The sequence below is a fragment of the Luteibacter rhizovicinus DSM 16549 genome (genome assembly GCF_001887595.1).
GTDB classification, from domain to species: domain Bacteria; phylum Pseudomonadota; class Gammaproteobacteria; order Xanthomonadales; family Rhodanobacteraceae; genus Luteibacter; species Luteibacter rhizovicinus.
Genome location: NZ_CP017480.1, coordinates 643,785 through 662,633, shown reverse-complemented (window position 1 = coordinate 662,633; position 18,849 = coordinate 643,785). Strand labels below are relative to the sequence as shown.

The 18,849-nt window shown below is 65.9% G+C and carries 17 protein-coding genes; 7 read left to right on the top strand and 10 right to left on the bottom strand.

The window, feature by feature from the left end:
• On the bottom strand, positions 1-1,119 hold the full coding sequence (locus BJI69_RS03155) for a Gfo/Idh/MocA family protein (protein ID WP_046968989.1): 1,119 nt from the start codon (positions 1,117-1,119) through the stop codon (positions 1-3).
• Positions 1,120-1,262: 143 nt separating this feature from the next.
• Here BJI69_RS03155 and BJI69_RS03150 point away from each other — a divergent pair, with 143 nt between their 5' ends.
• Positions 1,263-2,165 carry a phytanoyl-CoA dioxygenase family protein gene (locus BJI69_RS03150; protein WP_078022990.1) on the top strand — a complete coding sequence of 301 codons (903 nt, stop codon included), beginning with the start codon at positions 1,263-1,265 and terminating at the stop codon, positions 2,163-2,165.
• A 26-nt stretch (positions 2,166-2,191) separates the two neighbouring features.
• On the opposite strand, the gene BJI69_RS03145 is transcribed toward BJI69_RS03150, so the two are convergent.
• Positions 2,192-3,157 carry an alpha/beta hydrolase gene (locus tag BJI69_RS03145; RefSeq protein ID WP_071924866.1) on the bottom strand — a complete coding sequence of 322 codons (966 nt, stop codon included), beginning with the start codon at positions 3,155-3,157 and terminating at the stop codon, positions 2,192-2,194.
• A 50-nt stretch (positions 3,158-3,207) separates the two neighbouring features.
• The gene (locus tag BJI69_RS03140) at positions 3,208-4,071 is read right to left on the bottom strand and encodes an alpha/beta hydrolase (RefSeq protein ID WP_046968990.1); all 864 of its coding nucleotides are present in this window, start codon (positions 4,069-4,071) and stop codon (positions 3,208-3,210) included.
• A gap of 50 nt (positions 4,072-4,121) precedes the next feature.
• Between BJI69_RS03140 and prmC the strand changes: the two genes are divergently transcribed.
• Positions 4,122-4,943: a peptide chain release factor N(5)-glutamine methyltransferase gene (gene prmC / locus BJI69_RS03135; protein ID WP_046968991.1), complete on the top strand. Its 822-nt coding sequence runs from the start codon at positions 4,122-4,124 to the stop codon at positions 4,941-4,943.
• 21 nt (positions 4,944-4,964) lie between these two features.
• Here the strand turns inward: prmC and dxs are convergent, their stop codons facing one another.
• A complete protein-coding gene (gene dxs, locus BJI69_RS03130; RefSeq protein WP_046968992.1) occupies positions 4,965-6,860 on the bottom strand; it encodes a 1-deoxy-D-xylulose-5-phosphate synthase in 1,896 nt (631 codons plus the stop codon).
• A 76-nt stretch (positions 6,861-6,936) separates the two neighbouring features.
• Positions 6,937-7,545, bottom strand: a complete 609-nt coding sequence (locus BJI69_RS03125; RefSeq protein WP_046968993.1) for an HNH endonuclease — start codon at positions 7,543-7,545, stop codon at positions 6,937-6,939.
• Positions 7,546-7,808: 263 nt separating this feature from the next.
• Here BJI69_RS03125 and BJI69_RS03120 point away from each other — a divergent pair, with 263 nt between their 5' ends.
• Positions 7,809-8,564: a SapC family protein gene (locus BJI69_RS03120; RefSeq protein ID WP_046968994.1), complete on the top strand. Its 756-nt coding sequence runs from the start codon at positions 7,809-7,811 to the stop codon at positions 8,562-8,564.
• Positions 8,565-8,667: 103 nt separating this feature from the next.
• On the opposite strand, the gene BJI69_RS03115 is transcribed toward BJI69_RS03120, so the two are convergent.
• The 3 genes from BJI69_RS03115 to BJI69_RS03105 form a co-directional block, all read right to left on the bottom strand.
• Entirely contained in the window at positions 8,668-9,144 is a 477-nt protein-coding gene (locus BJI69_RS03115; protein ID WP_046968995.1) for a GNAT family N-acetyltransferase, read from the bottom strand.
• Between the two features lie 213 nt (positions 9,145-9,357).
• Positions 9,358-11,133, bottom strand: coding sequence for an acyl-CoA dehydrogenase C-terminal domain-containing protein (locus tag BJI69_RS03110; RefSeq protein WP_046979926.1), 1,776 nt, complete (start codon positions 11,131-11,133; stop codon positions 9,358-9,360).
• 42 nt (positions 11,134-11,175) lie between these two features.
• Entirely contained in the window at positions 11,176-11,676 is a 501-nt protein-coding gene (locus BJI69_RS03105) for a hypothetical protein (protein WP_046979925.1), read from the bottom strand.
• 146 nt (positions 11,677-11,822) lie between these two features.
• On the opposite strand from BJI69_RS03105, the gene BJI69_RS03100 reads away from it, so the two are divergent.
• Both BJI69_RS03100 and BJI69_RS03095 read left to right on the top strand, forming a co-directional pair.
• On the top strand, positions 11,823-12,293 hold the full coding sequence (locus BJI69_RS03100; RefSeq protein ID WP_046979924.1) for an SET domain-containing protein: 471 nt from the start codon (positions 11,823-11,825) through the stop codon (positions 12,291-12,293).
• Between the two features lie 178 nt (positions 12,294-12,471).
• A complete protein-coding gene (locus BJI69_RS03095) occupies positions 12,472-12,804 on the top strand; it encodes a hypothetical protein (RefSeq protein WP_046979923.1) in 333 nt (110 codons plus the stop codon).
• Positions 12,805-12,876: 72 nt separating this feature from the next.
• Here BJI69_RS03095 and fusA read toward each other — a convergent pair whose 3' ends face one another.
• Positions 12,877-14,916, bottom strand: a complete 2,040-nt coding sequence (gene fusA, locus BJI69_RS03090; protein ID WP_071925069.1) for an elongation factor G — start codon at positions 14,914-14,916, stop codon at positions 12,877-12,879.
• A 202-nt stretch (positions 14,917-15,118) separates the two neighbouring features.
• Here fusA and BJI69_RS22200 point away from each other — a divergent pair, with 202 nt between their 5' ends.
• Complete coding sequence (locus tag BJI69_RS22200) at positions 15,119-16,147, top strand: hypothetical protein (RefSeq protein ID WP_125902965.1); 1,029 nt, start codon at positions 15,119-15,121, stop codon at positions 16,145-16,147.
• 59 nt (positions 16,148-16,206) lie between these two features.
• A complete protein-coding gene (locus tag BJI69_RS03080; RefSeq protein WP_046969486.1) occupies positions 16,207-18,225 on the top strand; it encodes a hypothetical protein in 2,019 nt (672 codons plus the stop codon).
• Here the strand turns inward: BJI69_RS03080 and BJI69_RS03075 are convergent.
• The gene (locus BJI69_RS03075) at positions 18,218-18,706 is read right to left on the bottom strand and encodes an RDD family protein (RefSeq protein WP_046969485.1); all 489 of its coding nucleotides are present in this window, start codon (positions 18,704-18,706) and stop codon (positions 18,218-18,220) included. The genes BJI69_RS03080 and BJI69_RS03075 overlap by 8 nt on opposite strands.
• Positions 18,707-18,849: the final 143 nt, after the last annotated feature.

Sequence of the window (18,849 nt, the reverse complement as noted above, 5' to 3'; positions counted from 1 at the left end):
CTAGTCGATCGTCACCCAACGGCGCTCGCGATTCGACAGCAGGGCGGCTTCGATGATGCGATCGACCTCGTAGCCGTCGCGGAAGGTTGGCCATACCGATTCACCCGTCGATATGGCCTGCAGGAAGTCACGCGCTTCGATGATGATCTGGTCGTTGTAGCCGGTGCCGTGGCCGACGCCCTGGTTGAACGCGAGGTAGTCCGGGTGCGCGGGGCCCATCAGCAGCTTCTGAAAGCCCCTGCGTGACGGTTCGCGGGCCGCGTCGTAGAGCCAGAGGGCGTTCTGGTCTTCCTGGTCGAAAGCGATGGCGCCGCGCGTGCCGGTGATCCGGTAGGTGTAGCCCATCTTCCGCCCGGCGGCCATGCGGCTGAAACTGATGCTGCCGGTAGCGCCATTGGCGAAGCGCAGCAGCATCTGGCCCTGGTCGTCGTTCTCGACGGCTTCCTGGCCATCCGGACCATCGCGCCGCGCGTGCACGATCTGGGTGTCGGCGACCAGGCTGGCGATGGGCCCGACCAGACGCAGACAGGCATTGACGATATGCGGCGCGACGTCGCCCAGGGCTCCGGCTTCCGTGCCGGTGGCGATGCGTGTGCGCCAGGAGGCGGGCAGGGCGGGATCGTGAAGGTAGTCTTCCACGTGCTCTGCGGTGACCTGGATCACGTCGCCGATCTCGCCCGAGGCGATGATCTGCCGGGCCAACTGGCTCGCTGGCGTGCGGATGTAGTTGAAGCCGATCATGTTGGGCAACCGCGCACGTTCGACCGCTTCGGTCATGCGCAACGATTCGTCGGCGCTCGCGCCAAGCGGCTTCTCGCAGAAGACGGGTTTCCCGGCGGCGATACAGGCCATGACCATGTCGAGGTGGGTGCGTGGTGGTGTGGCGATGACGATGGCATCGACATGGGGATCGGCGACCAGCTCACGCCAGTCACCGGTCGAGCGATGCCAGCCCCAACGCCGCGCGTGCTCCGCCGCGCCTTCGGCCGTCGATGTGGCGATCATCTCGCAGACCGGGCGCAGGACGGTCTCGAAGATGGCGGCGACGCCCTGGAAACCCACGGTGTGCGCCTTGCCCATGTAGCCGGCGCCGATCAGGCCGATCCTTAGTTCGCTCATCGCTTGGCTCTTGCTGGCGGGTGTTACGTCGACTCTAGGGATGTTGCAGTGCGGTTTGCAAGCGCTTGCAAAACGGCATAGCGTAGTCCTCGAACCGGCCTTCGCCCGCCCTCACCACGCCGCTATCGCGGCAGGAGCCAGCCATGCATGCCTCCGCGCACTCGTTTCCCCGCTCGCCCACCCGCATTCGTGTCTTTACCGAAGAGACGCTGGATACCGAAACCATCGTGAGCGAGCTACTCGATGGGGTCGGTGCGGTCACGCTACGCGGCTTGTTCACGCCTGCGGAGATTGCCGAGGCGCGCGACATCGTGATGCGTGAATCCGACGCGGATGAGCGCGGCCGCAAGGTCACGCACTTCCAGGGCAATGCGGAGAAGGCGGGCCGTATCAATCTCCAGCGCCGGGTCTGGAATCTGCTCGGTAAGGGCGAGATCTTCTCGCGGATGGCGGCTCATCCCGCGATCATGAAAGTGATGCGTGCCTTCATCGGCAGCGAATTCATCATGGGCTCGATCGCGGCGAACCGGATTCTTCCGGGCGGGCCCGGGCAGGAGCCGCATATCGACTATCCGTATTGGGACTTCCACTCGCCCGAGACGCATCCGGCACGCATCAACGCCACCTTCCCGCTGAACGCGCAGGCCACGATCATGCTGGATCCCTTCACCGAGGAAACGGGTGCGACCGCCTTCGTACCTGGTACCCAACGCGAGTTGCACTACCCGGACGAGAGCGACCGGTTCTTCGAACGCTGCGAGCGCATGCTCGGCGAGCCAGGCGATACCGTGATCTTCTTCGGTGCCGTCTGGCATTGCGCCATGCCCAATCGCAGCAGCATCGATCGCTCGGCGATCATCACCCAATACCTGCCGAAGTTCGTCAAGCCGATGGAAGACATGCCGGCGGCGCTGCCTGCGGAGTTCGTCAAGAACGCGAGCCCGGATATTCGCCAGCTGCTGGGGTTGAACTACCCGTACCCGGAAGTGCTGGATGCGGCGCGTGGTGGTAATGCGGAAGGGCGCGATGCGATGAAGGCGCGGTAGCCAACCCGTCCGCTGCAACCGGCCGATCAGTTGCTGTTTGTGGGAGCCGATTCATCGGCGATGGGTGCTAGCCGCAATTTGGCCCGCTGCCGCGGGATCGCCGATGAATCGGCTCCTACAACGAGCGGTGTGGCCTGAGGTGGCGTGGACTGCTGCTGGATGAAGGTCACGACGTCGTCCAGCACGGAGGCCTTGTGTTTGCCGGTGCCAAGACCGAACAGCACGCCCATGTGACCGGTGTCGGGATAGAGCTTTACCTCGACGTACTCGCCCTGCGCTTTATAGCGTCGCTGCAGTGAAAGCGCATTGGATGGTTTCACGGTGCCGTCGGACTCGCCTTGTAACAACAGGGCGGGCGGTTCATCGCCATCGACGAAGTTGACCGGTTGCGACTGCGCCTGTTGCTTTGCGGTGTGGCCGAACATGTCGATGAAGTCGTCGTTGGTCAGCGGAAGAAAGTCGTACGGGCCCGCCAGCCCGATGAAGCCGGAGAGGTCGTGAGGCTTCATGCCGACGGCGCCGAGCCAGCGGCCGTCGGTAGCAAGCAACGCCGCGATGTGTCCGCCTGCCGAATGGCCCATCACGAACAGGTGCGCGGCATCGCCGCCGAACTCGCCGGCGTGATCGTGTGCCCAGCGGACCGCGTTCGCGCTGTCCTGCATGAAGCCATCGAGTCGCACCTTCGGCCATTGCCGATAGTCGGAGACGACGGTAACGATGCCTCGGGCGGCCAGGGCCTCGCCCACCCAGCGGTACCACTGCCGCTTCCCGCTTTTCCAGCTTCCGCCATAGAGGAACACCACGACGGGTGCCTTGTGCGCCTGGGGTGGCGAGTAGACATCCAGCGAAAGGCTGTGGGACGCGTCGAACACGATGTCCTGATGCGCGAAGACGCCGGCCGCAGGCTGACGTGCGTTGACGACAGTGAAGAGGGCGGACTGGCAGCCGCTGAGAAGGAGGCTGCCGAGGGCAGCGAGAAAGAGGCGTGTCATGCCGGTAACTTACGGATCCGACGTGAAGGCGGATGCACCGACGGCTGCGCTCAGTGTGAAGGGCTGCCCGAATAGCGGTGGATGAAGGCCATGGTGTCGGCGAGGACAGGCGCCCTGGCTTTCAACGGCCCAAAGGCCAGCAGAAGCTTTTCGTGCCCGAGGTTCGGATAGAGCTTCAGTTCGACAGGCTCCCCCTGCTGGCGATAACGGCCTTCCAGGGCGATGGCCTCCGACGGGTAGACGATCGTGTCTTTCTCTCCCTGCAGCAACAGGGCGGGCGGCTCGTCGCCATCGACGAAGTTGACCGGCTGGGAGCGCGCCTCGTCCTCCGGCGTGCGCCCGAACATGTCGTAGAACTCAGGCTCGTCGAAGGGGATGAAATCATAGGTGCCGGCCACACCGATGAAGCCGGCCAGATCCCGTGGCGTCATGCCCACGGTGGCGAGCCATTGCTTGTCCATGGCCAGCATGGCGGCGATCTGGCCTCCCGACGAATGGCCCATCACGAAAAGCTGCGAGGGATCGCCACCGAACTCGCTGGCGTGGTCGCGCGCCCAGCGGACGGCCTCGGCGCCATCGTGCAGGAAGCCGTCGAGTCGGGTTCGCGGCCAAAGGCGGACATCCGCGATGACGGTCACGACGCCTTGGGCGGCCAGCGCTTCGCCCATCCATCGGAACCATTGCCGTTTGCCGCTCATCCAGCTGCCGCCGTAGAAGTAAACGACGACGGGAGCGTGCTCCGCGTGCGGCGGCGCATAGACGTCCAGCGCCAGTGCGTACGTGGTGTTGTAGGTGATGTCCCTATGGTCGACCACGTCGCCGGCTGGCTGGCGCAGGTTCACGCTGCCGAAGAACGCGGCCTGGCAACCAGCGAGCAACAGCAGGGAGAGAAGGAGGGTGGTGCGACCGATCATTCGCCTAGTCTAAGACGAGGGCTCGATGCCATCGACGATAGAATGCGCGCATGACCGACATTCGCACGATCCTGCGCCAGGCGACGGAAGCCCTCGGCGACCGCCTCGAGGCCGAGTTGTTGCTGGCCCACGCGCTCGGGGTGAATCGCGCCTGGTTCTTTGCCCACGCCGACGACCCGGCGCAAGCCTCCGGGATGGACCGCTTCGAGGCACTCGTGCGCCGTCGGGCCCTGGGTGAGCCGATCGCTTACATCACGGGCACGCGGGACTTCTGGTCGCTCACCTTGGAAGTGACGCCTGCGACTCTGATTCCGAGACCGGAAACCGAGTTGTTGGTGGAGTTGGCACTGGAGCGACTGCCGCCCGGTGGCCGGGTCGTCGACCTCGGCACGGGTAGCGGCGCGATCGCACTGGCTATCGCCAGGGAGCGTCCGGATGCCGTGGTCGTCGCCGTGGACGCGAGCGCGGAGGCGTTGGCGGTCGCGCGTCGTAACGCACAGCGCCTCGACCTGGAGCGCGTTACGTTCGCGCATGGCGACTGGCTCGCTCCGTTGGTTGGCGAGTCGTTCGACCTCATCGTCAGCAATCCGCCGTATATCGAAGCGGACGATCGTCACTTACACGAAGGAGACCTGCGCTTCGAACCGATGACGGCGCTCGCCTCGGGCGCGGACGGCCTCGTCGACATCCGGCGCATCGCGGCCACGTCGCTAAGTCAACTCGTGCCAGGTGGCTGGCTGTTGATGGAGCACGGGTGGAACCAGGGCGACGCGGCGCGCGGCGTGCTGGAGCACGCCGGTTTCATGAAGACGTTTACCGCCCAGGATCTGGAACAGCGCGATCGCGTCAGCGGCGGCTGCAGGGCGACCTGAGCGTCGCGCGAGCGCGGGGACTTACCCCGCGCTGGCTACCGCACTGGCGATGAACTGCGGGAACCGCGTCACGATCGCGCTGCGGATCTGCGGCAGGTCGAGGCCGGCCATCGTCAGCACTTCCTCGCGACTGCCGTGCTCCAGATAGGCGTCCGGCAGGCCGAGATGGAAGATCGGGATCGTCACGCCGTTGGCAGCGAGCAATTCAGCCACGCCCGCACCGGCACCGCCGGCGATGGCGTTGTCCTCGATGGTGACGAAGGCCTTGTGCGTGCGCGCCATCTCGAGGATCAGTTCCTCGTCCAGCGGTTTCACGAAGCGCATGTTGACCAGGGTGGCGTCCACTTCGGCGGCGATCACCGCGGCAGGCGCGAGCATGGTGCCGAAGGAAAGGATGGCCAGGCCGTGATGGCCGCGACGACGCACTTCGGCCTTGCCGATCGGGAACGTTTCCAATGCCTCGACCATTTTCGCGCCCGGGCCGGTACCTCGGGGGTAACGAATGGCGGCGGGACCGTGGTACTGGTAACCCGTGCTCAGCATGGTCCGGCATTCGTGCTCGTCGGCCGGTGCCATGATCACCATGTTCGGCAGGCAACGCATGAAGGACAAGTCGAAGCTGCCCGAATGCGTGGCGCCATCCGGCCCGACGACGCCAGCGCGGTCGATGGCAAACGTCACGTCGAGATTCTGCAGGGCGACGTCGTGGATCGCCTGGTCGTAGGCGCGCTGGAGGAAGGTCGAGTAGATCGCCACCACCGGCTTCGCGCCTTCTACCGCCATGCCGGCGGCCAGCGTCACCGCGTGCTGCTCGGCGATGGCGACGTCGAAATAACGCTGCGGGTATTCCTTCGAGAAGCGGACCAGGCCCGAGCCTTCGCGCATCGCCGGCGTAATGCCGAGCAGGCGCTCGTCGGTTGCCGCCATGTCGCAAAGCCAGTCGCTGAAAATGTCGGTATAGGTCGGCTTGGCCGGCGCGCCCTTCTTGACCACGCCGGCGACGGGGTCGAACGGACCCACGGCGTGGTATTCGATCGGACCCTTCTCGGCCGGCTCGTAGCCCTTGCCCTTGGTGGTCATGACATGGATGAGCTGCGGGCCCGGAAGATCTTTGACCGTCTCCAGTGCCTGGACCAGCTGGGCCATGTTGTGACCGTCGATCGGCCCGGTGTAATGGAAGCCGAGCTCCTCGAACAGCGTCGACGGCACGAACATGCCCTTGGCATGTTCTTCCCAGCGCTTGAAGAAGCGGCCGAAGAACGACTCGCGCGGCATCGCTTTCTTGGCGCGCTCGCGCCACGCGTTGAGCGTGCGGCTGGACATCGCGCGAGCCATCATCTTGGTCATCGCGCCGACGTTTTCGCTGATCGACATGCCGTTGTCGTTGAGGATCACCAGCATGTTCGGCTCGACGTCGCCGCCGTGGTTCAGGGCCTCGAAGGCCATGCCGGCGGTGATCGCGCCATCGCCGATGACAGCGATGACCTTGCGGTTGTCACCCCGGCGCTGCAGGGCGATGGCCATGCCCAGCGCGGCCGAGATCGAGGTCGAGGAATGGCCGACACCGAAGGTGTCGTACTCGCTCTCTTCGCGGCGCGGAAAAGGGGCGAGGCCATCCTTCTTCTTGATCGTGGTGATCCGGTCGCGCCGGCCGGTGAGGATCTTGTGCGGATAGCACTGGTGTCCGACATCCCAGACCAGGCGGTCGCGGGGGGTGTCGAAGACGTGATGCAGGGCGACCGTCAGCTCGACCACGCCCAGGCCCGCGCCGAAATGCCCGCCCGAGGAGGCGACGGCCTCGATCAGGTAGCGGCGCAATTCGTCGGCGATGGCCGGCAATTGGTCGTCCGGAAAGCGTCGGAGGTCCTCCGGCGATTCGATCTGCGCCAGATAAGGGTAGCGGGAGAGGTCGTTCATCCCCCTATTGTTCGCCTACGGACGGGCCGGGGCAAGGGACGGGGTGTGAATCTTTGCGGGCAATCGGGGCCCGGATTCAGGCCGGCCGGCGGTCTCGCGGCAGGTGGCCCACCAGGAATTCCATCTGATCGGCCAGGATATTGCGGTTGGACAGGATCAGGTGCTCGACCCAGCTGGGGCGATAGGGCACGGCCAGGAGCGGCATGTTGGCCTGCTGCGGGGTGCGGTTGCTCTTGCGCAGGTTGCAGGCCAGGCAGGCGCTCACCACGTTCTCCCACTCGTCCGCGCCCTTCTTGGACAGGGGCAGGACGTGATCGCGCGTGAGCTCGTGACGGGTGTAATGGTGGCCGCAATACAGGCAGATATGCCGGTCGCGTGCGAAGAGGGCGGTATTGGTGAGGGCGGGTGCCGGGTCGATGGCGTGTTCGCGACAATGACCGGTGCTGGCGACGATGGGGTGAAGCTCGAGACTGCTCTGGAGTCCACTGGCACGGCTGAGGCCGCCGTGGACGGTCAGACAGGGGTCGCCGAGCGTCCAGGCGACCACGCCACGAACGTACAGGCAGACGGCGTCCTGCCAGCTGATCCAGTCCAGGATGCGGCCCGCCGCGTCAAGGGAGAGCACGCGCGTGGTGTTCAGCGCGGTCACCCTGGGCAGGTCATCCTGAAGCACTTCCATCGTCATCGTGTCTCGTCCTTCACGTAAGCGAAAGAGCGTTCCAGCCAGTCGAACTCCGTGCGGATCGGTGCATCGATCCGACCCCACAAGGGGCGTTGACCCGAGCATAGCCCATTATTGCTACAGAAAAGCACCAGCCCGGCCCGCTTCTTGCGGGGCTGTCCGGGCCGCGCGGCGCTGATATAGTGGGCGTTCGACAGACGCCCGACGGGTTTGGAAGGGGGGCCGGGGTGGCTTCCCAGGTCCGACGGGTACGAGAGGGTTTCACTGTGGCAGAAGTGCTTTTCTACGAGCGTCCGGTTCCGCTGAACCGCACCGCGCACCGCGACCTCCGCATCAAGGCGGTCAACAACATCCGTTTCGCTGCCGGCGCGCACTCCGTGCCGCTGACGGGCGTGGAATTCGCGCCCGCGGCGCGTGACTACCCGATCCTGTTCGCCGGCAACTCGATCGAGGAAGCGGGCCCGATGGCCCTCCTCGGCCTTCGCCAGGGCGAGAACCTCCTGGTCGGCGAGAACGGCTTCTGGGAGACGGGCATGTACATCCCGGCCTTCATCCGCCGCTACCCGTTCGTCCTGGCCGAGAAGCCGGTCGGTGCCGAGGGTGACGACTTCACCGTGTTCCTCGACGAAGCCTACGAAGGCTTCAACGACAGCGAAGGCGAGCGCCTCTTCAATGAAGACGGCACCGACGCGCCGGCCCTGACCAACGCCGTGAAGTTCCTCGGCGAGTTCCAGGACCACGTCGCCCGCACGCAGTGGTTCATGGGCAAGCTGCGCGAGCACAACCTGCTCGAAGAGCGCACCGTCACCCTGCAGAAGGAAGGCAAGGGCATCAACCTCAACGGCCTGTTCGTGATCAACGAAGAGAAGCTGCGCACGCTCGATGAGAAGGTTGCCCACGAGTTCCTGCGCGAGGGCGCGTTCGGCTGGATCTACGCCCACCTGGTGTCGCTGGCCAACATCGACCGCATGGCCGCGCGTCTGGATGCGCGTGAAGCCAAGGACGTACCGGCCACGGTCTGATCGACTGCCGGTTCGTACAAACGAAAAGGCCACCTCAGGGTGGCCTTTTTCATGCGACATGTCATGTGGAATGTGGGAGCCCCTTCAGCGGCGATGCCCTCGCTCAGCGCACCGGTTTCGCCAGCCGCATCAGGTCGGTATCGAAGCCGTGGGAAACGTAGAGGTCCCGGGCTTTCTCGTTCCCCGGGAGGACGGCCAGGGTAACGAACTGGCAGTGATGCTCCTTTGCCCAGCTGTCGGCATACGCGAGCATGAACTTCCCGACGCCAACACCCTCGTATTTCTGGGCGACCGCGATATTGGCGATGTGGCAGTTGTCCCGATGGGTGAAGAAGTCCTTGGTCTTCTGCAGTTGCAGGAAGCCGACCGCATCGCCGTCCTCGTTTTCAACGACGAAGATGTAGCTGTTAGGCGGCTGGTCGTCGAGGTGATGGACCAGGTCGGCCTCGATGCCTTTGAGGCAATCGGTACGCGTACGGCCGTTGGGCAGCGGGAAGCTGATGAAACGGGGGACCAGATCCAGGATGAACTCATCGTCGTCGCTTTCGGCGAGACGGATCAGGAACGGGGAGTCGCTCATCGTATCGGGCACCGTCGCGGCTGAAGGATTCCGGAAAGAGTCTGTTTTCTACACCTTCACGCTGGCCGACGGAAGCCCCGTCGGCCAAGAGGGAAATGTGGGAGCCGCTTCAGCGGCGAAAAGCCGACGGAGCGGAGAAGCTGCTCCGCCCCATCGCCGAATCGCCGATAAATCGGCTCCCCCAGGGACAAGGGGCCCGAAGGCCCCGCCCGGTTACAGCACTTCCGGCAACGTCGCCACGCCGGCTTCGATCGCTGCCTTATGCACGTGGATACGCGGCAGGATGCGGGTGAAGTAGAAGGTCGCGGTGTCGCGCTTGGCCTGCTTGTCGTTCGCCGACAGGGATGAGTCGCCAGCCGCCAGCACGCTGCGGGCCCAGACGTAGGCCAGGCTCACATAGCCGGAGAAATAGAGGTAGTCCACGGCGGCGGCGCCGAGCTCTTCAGGATTCGCCTGCGCACGCTGCGCGACGGCCTGGGTCACGTCGCCCCAGGTCTTGGTCGCGACAGCGAGCGGGCCGATGAAGGCCTTCACGGTGTCGTTGTCCGCGTGGGTTTGGCAGAAGGTCGAGATCTCGTTGAGGAAATGCTTCAGGCCGGCGCCCTGCAGCTGCATGATCTTGCGGCCGAGCAGGTCGAGCGCCTGGATGCCGGTGGTGCCTTCGTACAGCGTGATGATGCGGGCATCGCGGACGAACTGCTCCATGCCGTGCTCGGCGATGTAACCGTGGCCGCCGAAGATCTGCAGGGCTTCCTTGGTGCACTCCTGCGCCGCTTCGGTAAGCAGGCCCTTGACGATCGGGATGAGGAACGAGAGCAGTTCGCCGGCGTTCTTGCGCACCTGCGGGTCGGTATCGCGCGACTCGATATCGCCCTGCAACGCGGCGTAGGCGGCCAACACGCGACCCCCTTCGACGAAGGCGCGCTGGGTCAGCAGCATGCGTCGCACATCGGGGTGCACGGTGAGCGGATCGGCCGGTTTCTCCGGGAACGCCGGGCCCGACAAGGCACGCATCTGCAGGCGCTCGCGGGCGTAGTTGAGGCTGTTCTGCAGGGCACGCTCGGAGACGGCGAGACCCTGGATGCCGACGCCGAGGCGTGCCGCATTCATCATGGTGAACATCGCCATGAGGCCCTTGTGCGCGGGTCCGATCAGCCAGCCTTCGGCACCGTCGAAATTCATCACGCAGGTGGCCGAGCCCTTGATGCCCATCTTGTGCTCGATCGCACCCGCGGCGACGGCGTTGCGCTCGCCGAGCGAGCCGTCCTTGTTCACCTTGAATTTGGGCACGATGAGCATCGAGATACCGCGGCTGCCCGCCGGGGCGTCCGGCAGCCGGGCCAGCACGAGGTGGACGATGTTCTCGGAGAAATCGTGCTCGCCGGCGCTGATGAAGATCTTGGTGCCGCTGACGCGGTAGCTGCCGTCGGCGTTGGGCTCGGCGCGGGTCTTCAGCAGGCCGAGATCCGAACCGGCCTGGGGCTCGGTCAGGCACATGGTGCCCGTCCAGCGGCCGTCCACCAAGGGCTTCAGGAAGGTTTCCTGCTGCCACTCGGTACCGTGATGTTCGAGCGCGTCCGTGGCACCGTGCGACAGCAGCGGGTAGATGCCCCAGGCCAGGTTGGCCGAGTCGATCATTTCCTTGGTCATCGCGCCGAGCACGGCGGGCAGGCCCTGGCCACCGAACTTCTCGTGTGCCGTCAGGCCGGCCCAGCCGCCCTCGGCGTACTGGCGATACGCCTCCTTGAAGCCCTTCGGAGTCGTGACCGTCGCGGTGGCCTTGTCATAGACGCAGCCTTCCTGGTCGCCCGAGGCGTTCAGCGGCGCCAGGACCTGTTCGTTGAAGCGCGCGGCCTCGTCGAGCACGGCGTCGAGCAGGTCGCGCGAATGCGCCTCACCGCCTTCGAGCCGGGTGAGCACGGCTTCGGCGCCGAGCACGTCGTAGAGCGCAAAGCGCATATCGTTGAGGGGGGCTTTGTAGATCGTCATCGTGAATCCTGGCGAGGCGCGGCAAGCGCGGCTGTGGAGTAATCAGGGGGAGCGGTAGGTGTCGGGGATGCCGGGGACGGGCGAAAGCCAGTTCTTGCCGTGCACGTCGAAGGTGCGCGACTTGTCCTCTTTCTCCGGCGTGGCCGAAATGCTGCCGTCGATGGCATAAGGCAGCGACCCGCTGCTGCCCTTGGCTGCCAGCTCGGCCAGTGCTTTGGACATCTCGGCCGTAGGCAGGATGTCGATAACGGTGACGTCGGCCGCGAAGGAGGGGATGTCCTGGTCGATTTTCGCGTCGAGCAGCACCCCGCCGAGGTTGCCGACGCGAAGCGTGCCCTGGAAGCGATCGAAGGACATGCCGCCGTAGCTGTTGTTGCGCAGGCGCAGCGTCACATGCCAGGTGCCACCCGGCTTGGCGGCGACCTGCTGCAGGGTCACGGCGGGCGGATACACGCTCTTCTTCTCGGGGCCGCAGGCCGCCAGGAGAGCCGTCGCGGCCAGCAGCGACACGCGAAAAACGGTGGTGCGAAGGGTCGAGGTCATTCCCTGGAATTCCGGCGGTTGGCGTCGAACAGTCGTTCGATGGTAGCGCCGGCCGGGCCATACGCGCGAGACGTGCGTTTGAAACGCGGTTCCCAAGCGTCGGTCGAGCAGGCATCATCCGCATTGACCTTTCTACGTGCCTTCCCATGACCCGACGTATCGCCGCCCGACGCTCTCCCATCCACGGAAACGGCGTTTTCGCCACCGGCGCCATCAAGGCCGGCGACGAGATCGTCGAATACAAGGGCGATCGCATCACCCACGCCCAGGCCGACAAGAAATACGGCGATGGTGGCGAGACCGGCCACACCTTCCTGTTCACCCTCAACGAGCGCTTCATCGTCGACGGCAACAGCAACGGCAATACGGCGCGCTGGATCAACCACGGTTGCAACCCGAACTGCCAGGCGGTGATCGAGGAAGCCGTGGAAGGCAAGCCGTCCAAAAAGGACCGCGTGCTGATCGAGGCCATCCGCGACATTGCCCCCGGCGAAGAGCTGACCTACGACTACGGCATCACCCTGGACATGCCGCACACGGCGCGTCTGAAGAAGGTGTGGGCCTGCCTGTGCGGCGCGCCGAACTGCATCGGTACGATGCTCAAGCCCAAGCGCTGATGCAAGCATCATGTGCAATGGGCTCAAATGAGTAACGTTATTTCTGCCGAATTAACGGACTGATGCTGGAAAAAAAGCGTTTCGTAGGATCGTGTTTTTAACGCGTGGCTAACGCGTTGGCGCATTTACTGACAACTCGCAAGCTGTGCTAAATCACGTGCTACATGGAGGTAGTGTCATGAACCTGGATTCAGTGATAGGGAAAGCCTACAGCGAGTTCAAGGAGGCGCTGGAGGCGGATGCGAAGTCCTCTGGAGGAGTCGTTGACGTGGTTCAATTGCCTCCACTGGATGAAGGGCGCTCAAGGCCAGGGGTGTTCGAGCCTCCATTTCCCGAATATGAGTCGTTCGGTACGATAGACGTCGATGATCCAGCCGTCCACATGCCGACAGAGTATCAGGCTGGGCCTGGGGGATCTGAGCCCGCTTATCCTCGCAAGCTACTCGTTGTACATGTTCGCGGCGGCAAGATAATGGCTGCGAGATACGTCTCAAGCGTGATGGACGCCTAGGACGGCAGCCTGATAACGGTTGGATGAGGCATATAGGAGCCGATGAATCGGCTCCTATAAAAGCGTGCCGCTTCAGTCTTCCTCGGCCCGCGGCTTCCACTGCTCCGCCAGCTTCCGCTGTACCCCGGCCGGTACGGCGTCGTAATGGCTGAATGCCATCGCGTAGCGACCCTGTCCACCGGTCATGGCTTTCAACTGCGTCGGATAATCGGTCAGCTCCGCCAGAGGCACACGTGCCTTGATCAGGGTCTCGCCGCCTCGTAGCGAATCGGTGCCCATGATGTGCGCGCGCTTGGACGCCAGGCCTCCCGTGACGTCACCCACGTAGCGTTCCGGGATAGACACCTCCAGGTCGACCACGGGTTCGAGCACCTGGGGGTGGGCGCGCGACACCGCATCGAGGAAGGCCTTGCGGCCGGCGCTGATGAAGGCGACCTCTTTCGAGTCGACCGGATGGTGCTTGCCGTCGTAGACCACGACGCGGACATCCTGGATCGGGTAGCCCGCGATGGCGCCGCCGTCCAGCGCCTGGCGCACCCCTTTTTCGATCGCCGGCATGAACTGTCCGGGGATCACGCCACCCTTGGTCTCATCGTCGAAGACGAATCCCCTGCCGCGTTCCAGCGGTTCCACGCGCAGAAAGACCTCGCCGAACTGGCCGGCACCCCCGGTCTGCTTCTTGTGCCGATGATGGCCTTCGGCGTTCGCGCCGATCGTTTCGCGGTAGGCGATGCGGGGCGGATGCGTGATCACGTCGACGTCGTAACGCGCCTTCATCCGTTCCAGCATGAGTTTCAGGTGCAGGTCGGACAGTCCGCGGATGACGGTCTCGTTGAGTTCCTTGTGGTGCTCGACGCGAAAGCACGGGTCTTCCTCGGCGAGCTTGCACAGGGCCTGCGACAGCTTCTGTTCCTGCCCCTTGTGTGCCGGCTCCACGGCAAGGCCGAACATGGGTGCCGGGAAGGCGGATGGCTCGAGGTGGATGCGCGATTCGTCGGCGGCGTCGTGCAGCACGGCGTCGAAATGGATGTCGTCGATCTTCGCCACGGCAGCGATGTCGCCGGGCAAGGCCTCGTCCACTTCGACATGCTCGCGGCCCTGCAATCGAAACAGATGCGCCACCTTGAAGGGCTTGCGTCCATCGTCGACGAATAGCTGGGCGTCCTTGCGCACGGTGCCCTGCCAGACGCGAAACACGCCGAGCTTGCCGACGAAGGGATCGTTGACGATCTTGAATACATCGGCGACGACGTGACGCGATGCATCGGCGGCGACGTCGAAGGGCGCTCCGGCGTGGTCGCGGAACGGCGGCGGGTTGGTTTCGGTGGGGCAGGGCAGGATGCGCTCGACCAGTTCGAGGAGTTCGTCGACACCGATGCCGTCGCGCGCGCTGGTGAAGACGATCGGCACGAGATGTCCATCGCGCAGGCAGTGCTCGAGCGCACCGCGAATTTCGGCCGCGGACAGCGCGGACTCACCGGCTTCGAGGTAATGCTCCATCACCTCGTCGTCGATCTCGACGACCTGGTCGATGATGCGTTGGTGCGCTTCTCCCGGCGACGAGAAGTCCGTGTCGCCGGCGGTCTGGAAAAAGGCATCGCGTACCGAGTGCCCTTTCGATGCCGGCAGGTTCAGCGGCAGGCATTCGTTGCCGAATTCCTCGCGTAACGCGTCGACCAGGCCAGGCAGGTCGAGGCCTTCGGCATCGATCCGGTTGACCACGAGGATGCGAGCCATACCCCGCTCCCTGGCGTGCGCCATCATCGTGCGTGTGCCGTGCTCGATCCCGTTCGCCCCGTTGACCACGATGGCCACGGTATCGGCGGCGGCGAGGGCGGCCAGGGCGGGCCCGCGGAAGTCGGCGTATCCCGGCGTGTCGAGCAGATGGATGCGATAGCCATGTCGCTCGATCGAGGCGATCGACGCGTCGATCGAATGCCCCCGTGATTTCTCCATGGGGTCGGTGTCGGAGACGGTACTGCCACGCTCGATGCTGCCAGGGGTCGTCAGTGCGCCGCCGGTGTGAAGCATGGCTTCGAACAGGGTGGTCTTGCCGGCGCCGGCGTGACCGGCAAGGGCGAGGCTGCGGATGCGTTCCGTGGATGGCGACACGATGCGACCCTCCTTCTCAAGGTCGTCCGGGCAATCCGGACGCTCATGGCGGTGGTGGTTCAGGCGCGCCAACGCCGACCCAAGGTTTCTCCGAACCCGTGCCGGACGCAAGGGGAATCTTTGCCGGCCTCCGCGGTCTCTAGGCAGGGCTTACGCTGTGCTCAGCCGCGCGCCACTATCCTGTCCCACTTCCGAAGGCCCCATGGGGACTCCCGCTCGCGTGCAATATCCCGGTAAGGCGCCACCGCCGTTCGTCGAACCCCACCGGCTCGAGCCGGAGGCGTCGTCGCGCTCGCGTGGCTTGGCTCCCCTGGATGTGGCCAGCCTGATCGCCCTGCATGCGATCGGCCGCCGTCCGCCGCCGCGGGACCGGGTGCGCTTCACGCTGGCCCTGGCAGCGGCCCTGATCCTGCACATCGTGCTGATCTTCCTCGTGCGCTACGAGATGCAGCCCCGGGTGCAGGTCGGCCTCGCCCCGCCCGACGACCACGCCGATGTGCTCGAGGTGCGCTTCATCGAACCGACACGTCCGCCCCCTCCCGTCGCCAACGTGCCGCCCCCGCCGCCGGTGTCCGACCCACCGCCCAAGGTGCGCTCGCCGGAAGCGACACGCCCCGAGCCACCGCCGAAGAAGAAACCCGAGGATGAAACGCCGGTCGAGGCCGCCGCGCCGACGCCCGCGCCAGCGAGCCAGGCGCCAGCGGCCAATCTGTTCGGCCGGGATGGCAGCGTGGCGATGCCAACGTCCGGTGCCGGATCGAAGCCCGACTTCGTCGCGCGCAAGCCTACCGACGACACCGGCATCATGTCGCACAAGACCACGGTGACGTACACGCAGACGCGTTTCGAAAAAGACTGGGCGCCGCGCGATGAAAACGCCCTCAGTAAAGGCGTCCGCCAGGTCATCGAAAAGACCACGGTGAAGCAGACCGTCGACCTGGGCCACGGCACGCGCGTGAACTGCGCGACGGTCCTGTTCGTCCTGCCGGCCGGTTGCAGTGGTGAAGATCCCTCGAAGGCCTCGAAGAAGGATGGTGACGTGCGCCTGAGCATGGCGCCGGCGAACCCCTTGGCAAAGGATCTTCCCGACCAGCCGACGCCGCCCACCGAGGCGCAGTGCATTGCTGCGTTCCGTGCCGACAAGCCCCTTCCGCAAGGATGTGCATCGGATATTCCACTGAAGGCGATGGACCAGGAGAACGCCGAGCGCGATCGACGCGCCGGCAAGTAACGTCCCGGGGCACACGCAGCGATTGTCTGCGGCGCCCGCAGCATGGACACTAACCGTCCATGCAGACCCCTCGCCCGCCGGACAGCGATCCCTCGATCGCCGCGAATTCGCTGCCCGTCTCGCCTCGCGAGGCGGCCATGCGTGCGCTCGTCTATCGACGCCTCCTCCGTGAGAAGCCACGTGCGAGTGGCCGGCGTATCGCCGGCTGGGTCGGCACCCTGCTCATCCACCTGGTCTTCCTGTTCGGGATGATCCTCGGCCCGGCGTACAACGTGCTGCCACCGCCACCGGGGCCGGACACACCGGATGCCCTGCAGGTGCGCCTGCTCGACAAGCCGCCTCCGCCGGTGCCGCCCGTGCGCGGTACGCCGTCGACGGCGCCGGTGGCCAAGGTGAAGCACACGACCACGTGGGACACCAAGGCCAGCCGCGCGGCCCGCGGGTCGCATGCGGCCGCCGTCGCGGCAACGAAGACGCCGTCCCGTCCGGCCGTCGCGGCACCCGCGGTCCCGGCGCCCAAGGTCAAGCCGGCGCCGAAACCCGTCGCGCCGCCACCGAGCGTGGCGGCCGTGGCCGAGCGTCCCATGGTCCAGCCCAAGGCCCCGCCACCGCAGCGCGATCTCGAGAAAGTGCCGCTGCCGACCCCGGCACCACCCGATCTTGCCGTCGACACGCCGAAGCCGCAGGTGGTGCCGCCGACCTTCCAGCCCGAACCGGTGCGCCGGCCCCAGGAAGAGGGTTCGGAAACCATGCCGCCGCCCGCGTCGCTGGATATCCCGCCGACGCCGGCATCGCAGATGACCGTCACGCCGACGCCGCCGACGATTACCGCAGAGCGCACGACGCCGGTGCCGACCCAGGCGATGACCCTGGCGACCGTGCCGCGTCCGGAGGTCGAGGAGAGCTCGGCACCGCCGACACCGCAGGACGTGCCGTTGCCGCAGGTCGCGCCCGAGCCCGCGGCGCCGACGCCGGATTTGACCGTCGATACGCGTCCCGTGCCGCCGAAAGTCTCGGCACAAACGGTGCAGGCCGTGCAGGCGCCTGCCGTCGAGGCCGAGGCGGAGCTCGAGGCCGTCCCGCTACCCGATGCCGTGGCGAAGCCGTCCGTGTCGGCCCCGGTCGCTACTGTCGATCGGCCGTCCGTGCAGGCGCCCGCGGTGTCGCCGGGGGAGATGCAGCGTCCGGTCGCCGGTGCCGACACGGCGCCCTCGGCACCGGGTCAGGCGCCCGGTGATACGGCGACGGGTGAGGCCGCTGCCGCTCAGGCCGCCGCGACCGAGGGCAAACAGGGCCAGAACCAGGCGGCCGATGCCGTCCAGGGGCAGCCTGCTGGCAAGGCATCGCCGGGCGACGCCAACGTCGCCGGCTCGAACACGCCAGGCGCCGCGCAGGAATCCGGCAAACCGGGCGCTGCCAAGGGTGTCGATGAAGGCGACCGGCTGACCGGCGCGAATGGCACGTCGAATCGCAGCGACGGTGTCGCTGGCGGGCAGGGCGACAAGACCGGCCAGGTTGGCGCGTACACGGAACTGAAGCCGCGCGGCAACGTGACCGTGCAGAACGGCCCGCATTTCCACGTGGACTACAAGCCGACGCGCTTCGACGGCGCGTGGACGCCGAAGGGCGAGTCGAGCGTGGACACGGCACTCCGCCATGGCGTCGAAGCCAGCACAGCGCATTTCGCCGTGCCATTACCGCGTGGCATTCGCCTCAACTGCACGGCGGGGCCCGGCACGGCCGGCGCGAAGAACGCGAGCGCCGCGATGAACGCCATCTCGATCTTCAGCCTGGGCTGCAGCGGTGGTGATGGTCCACCCGCGCCGGCAAACACCGACGCCACCGTGAAGAATCAGACCATGGCCCCCGCCAAACCGTTGGCCGAGAACCTGCCGCCGGCGAATGCCGCGACGGTGGCGGCGGCGCCGGTCGCGCTGGACAACACCGCTTACTGCACCGCCGCGCGCATTGCGGGCGGTCCGCTGCCGCCGGGCTGCGAAGCCTCGATCAAGATCAACGTGCCCGCGCCGAAGGCAGCGAGCGGTTCGTGGGTGCCAGCCAGCGATCAGTTCAAGTAGGCAGACGCTGGATTTCGGTGCCGGCGATCATGTCGTGGATGGCCCGGCGACGCCGATCGAACCACGCAGGCAGCAACAAAACGAGCCAGCCGATCACCGGCGCCCAGAGCGCGGCCTTCAGTGAGGTGAGCGGATAGACGAGTACCAGGGCAAGGGGCAGCGCCGCGATCGCGAGGCGGACCAGGGCTCGCATCCAGGTCACGGGCGCGCCTTCCGCATCGGTGACGCGGATGCGCCACGGCCGCATGCCAAGCGTCTGCCCGCCACGCACCCAGGACAGCAGGAAATAGGCACCGACCACGACGCCCTGCAGCGGCTGGTACCACCACGTGAGCATGTGGCCGTGTTCGTCGAACAGCCGACCACCGGTCGCCATCTGCGCGAGCAACCCGACGACCATGACGATGGCGACCACCGCGAGTGCGTCGTAGACGATGGCGGCGAAGCGTCGCCAGGCAGGCGCGGACGAGGTCGGGGTCATGCGATTCCGGGGCGGTGGCGACGCCGCATTGTAGACGGGGCGCAGCAAACAGGCGGTCCTTGCCTTTCGCTACGCGATTCCGGTGAGCATCAGGTCGGCTATGTCGTCGCTGGCTACCAGTCGAGCATTCAGCGGCTTTGAGG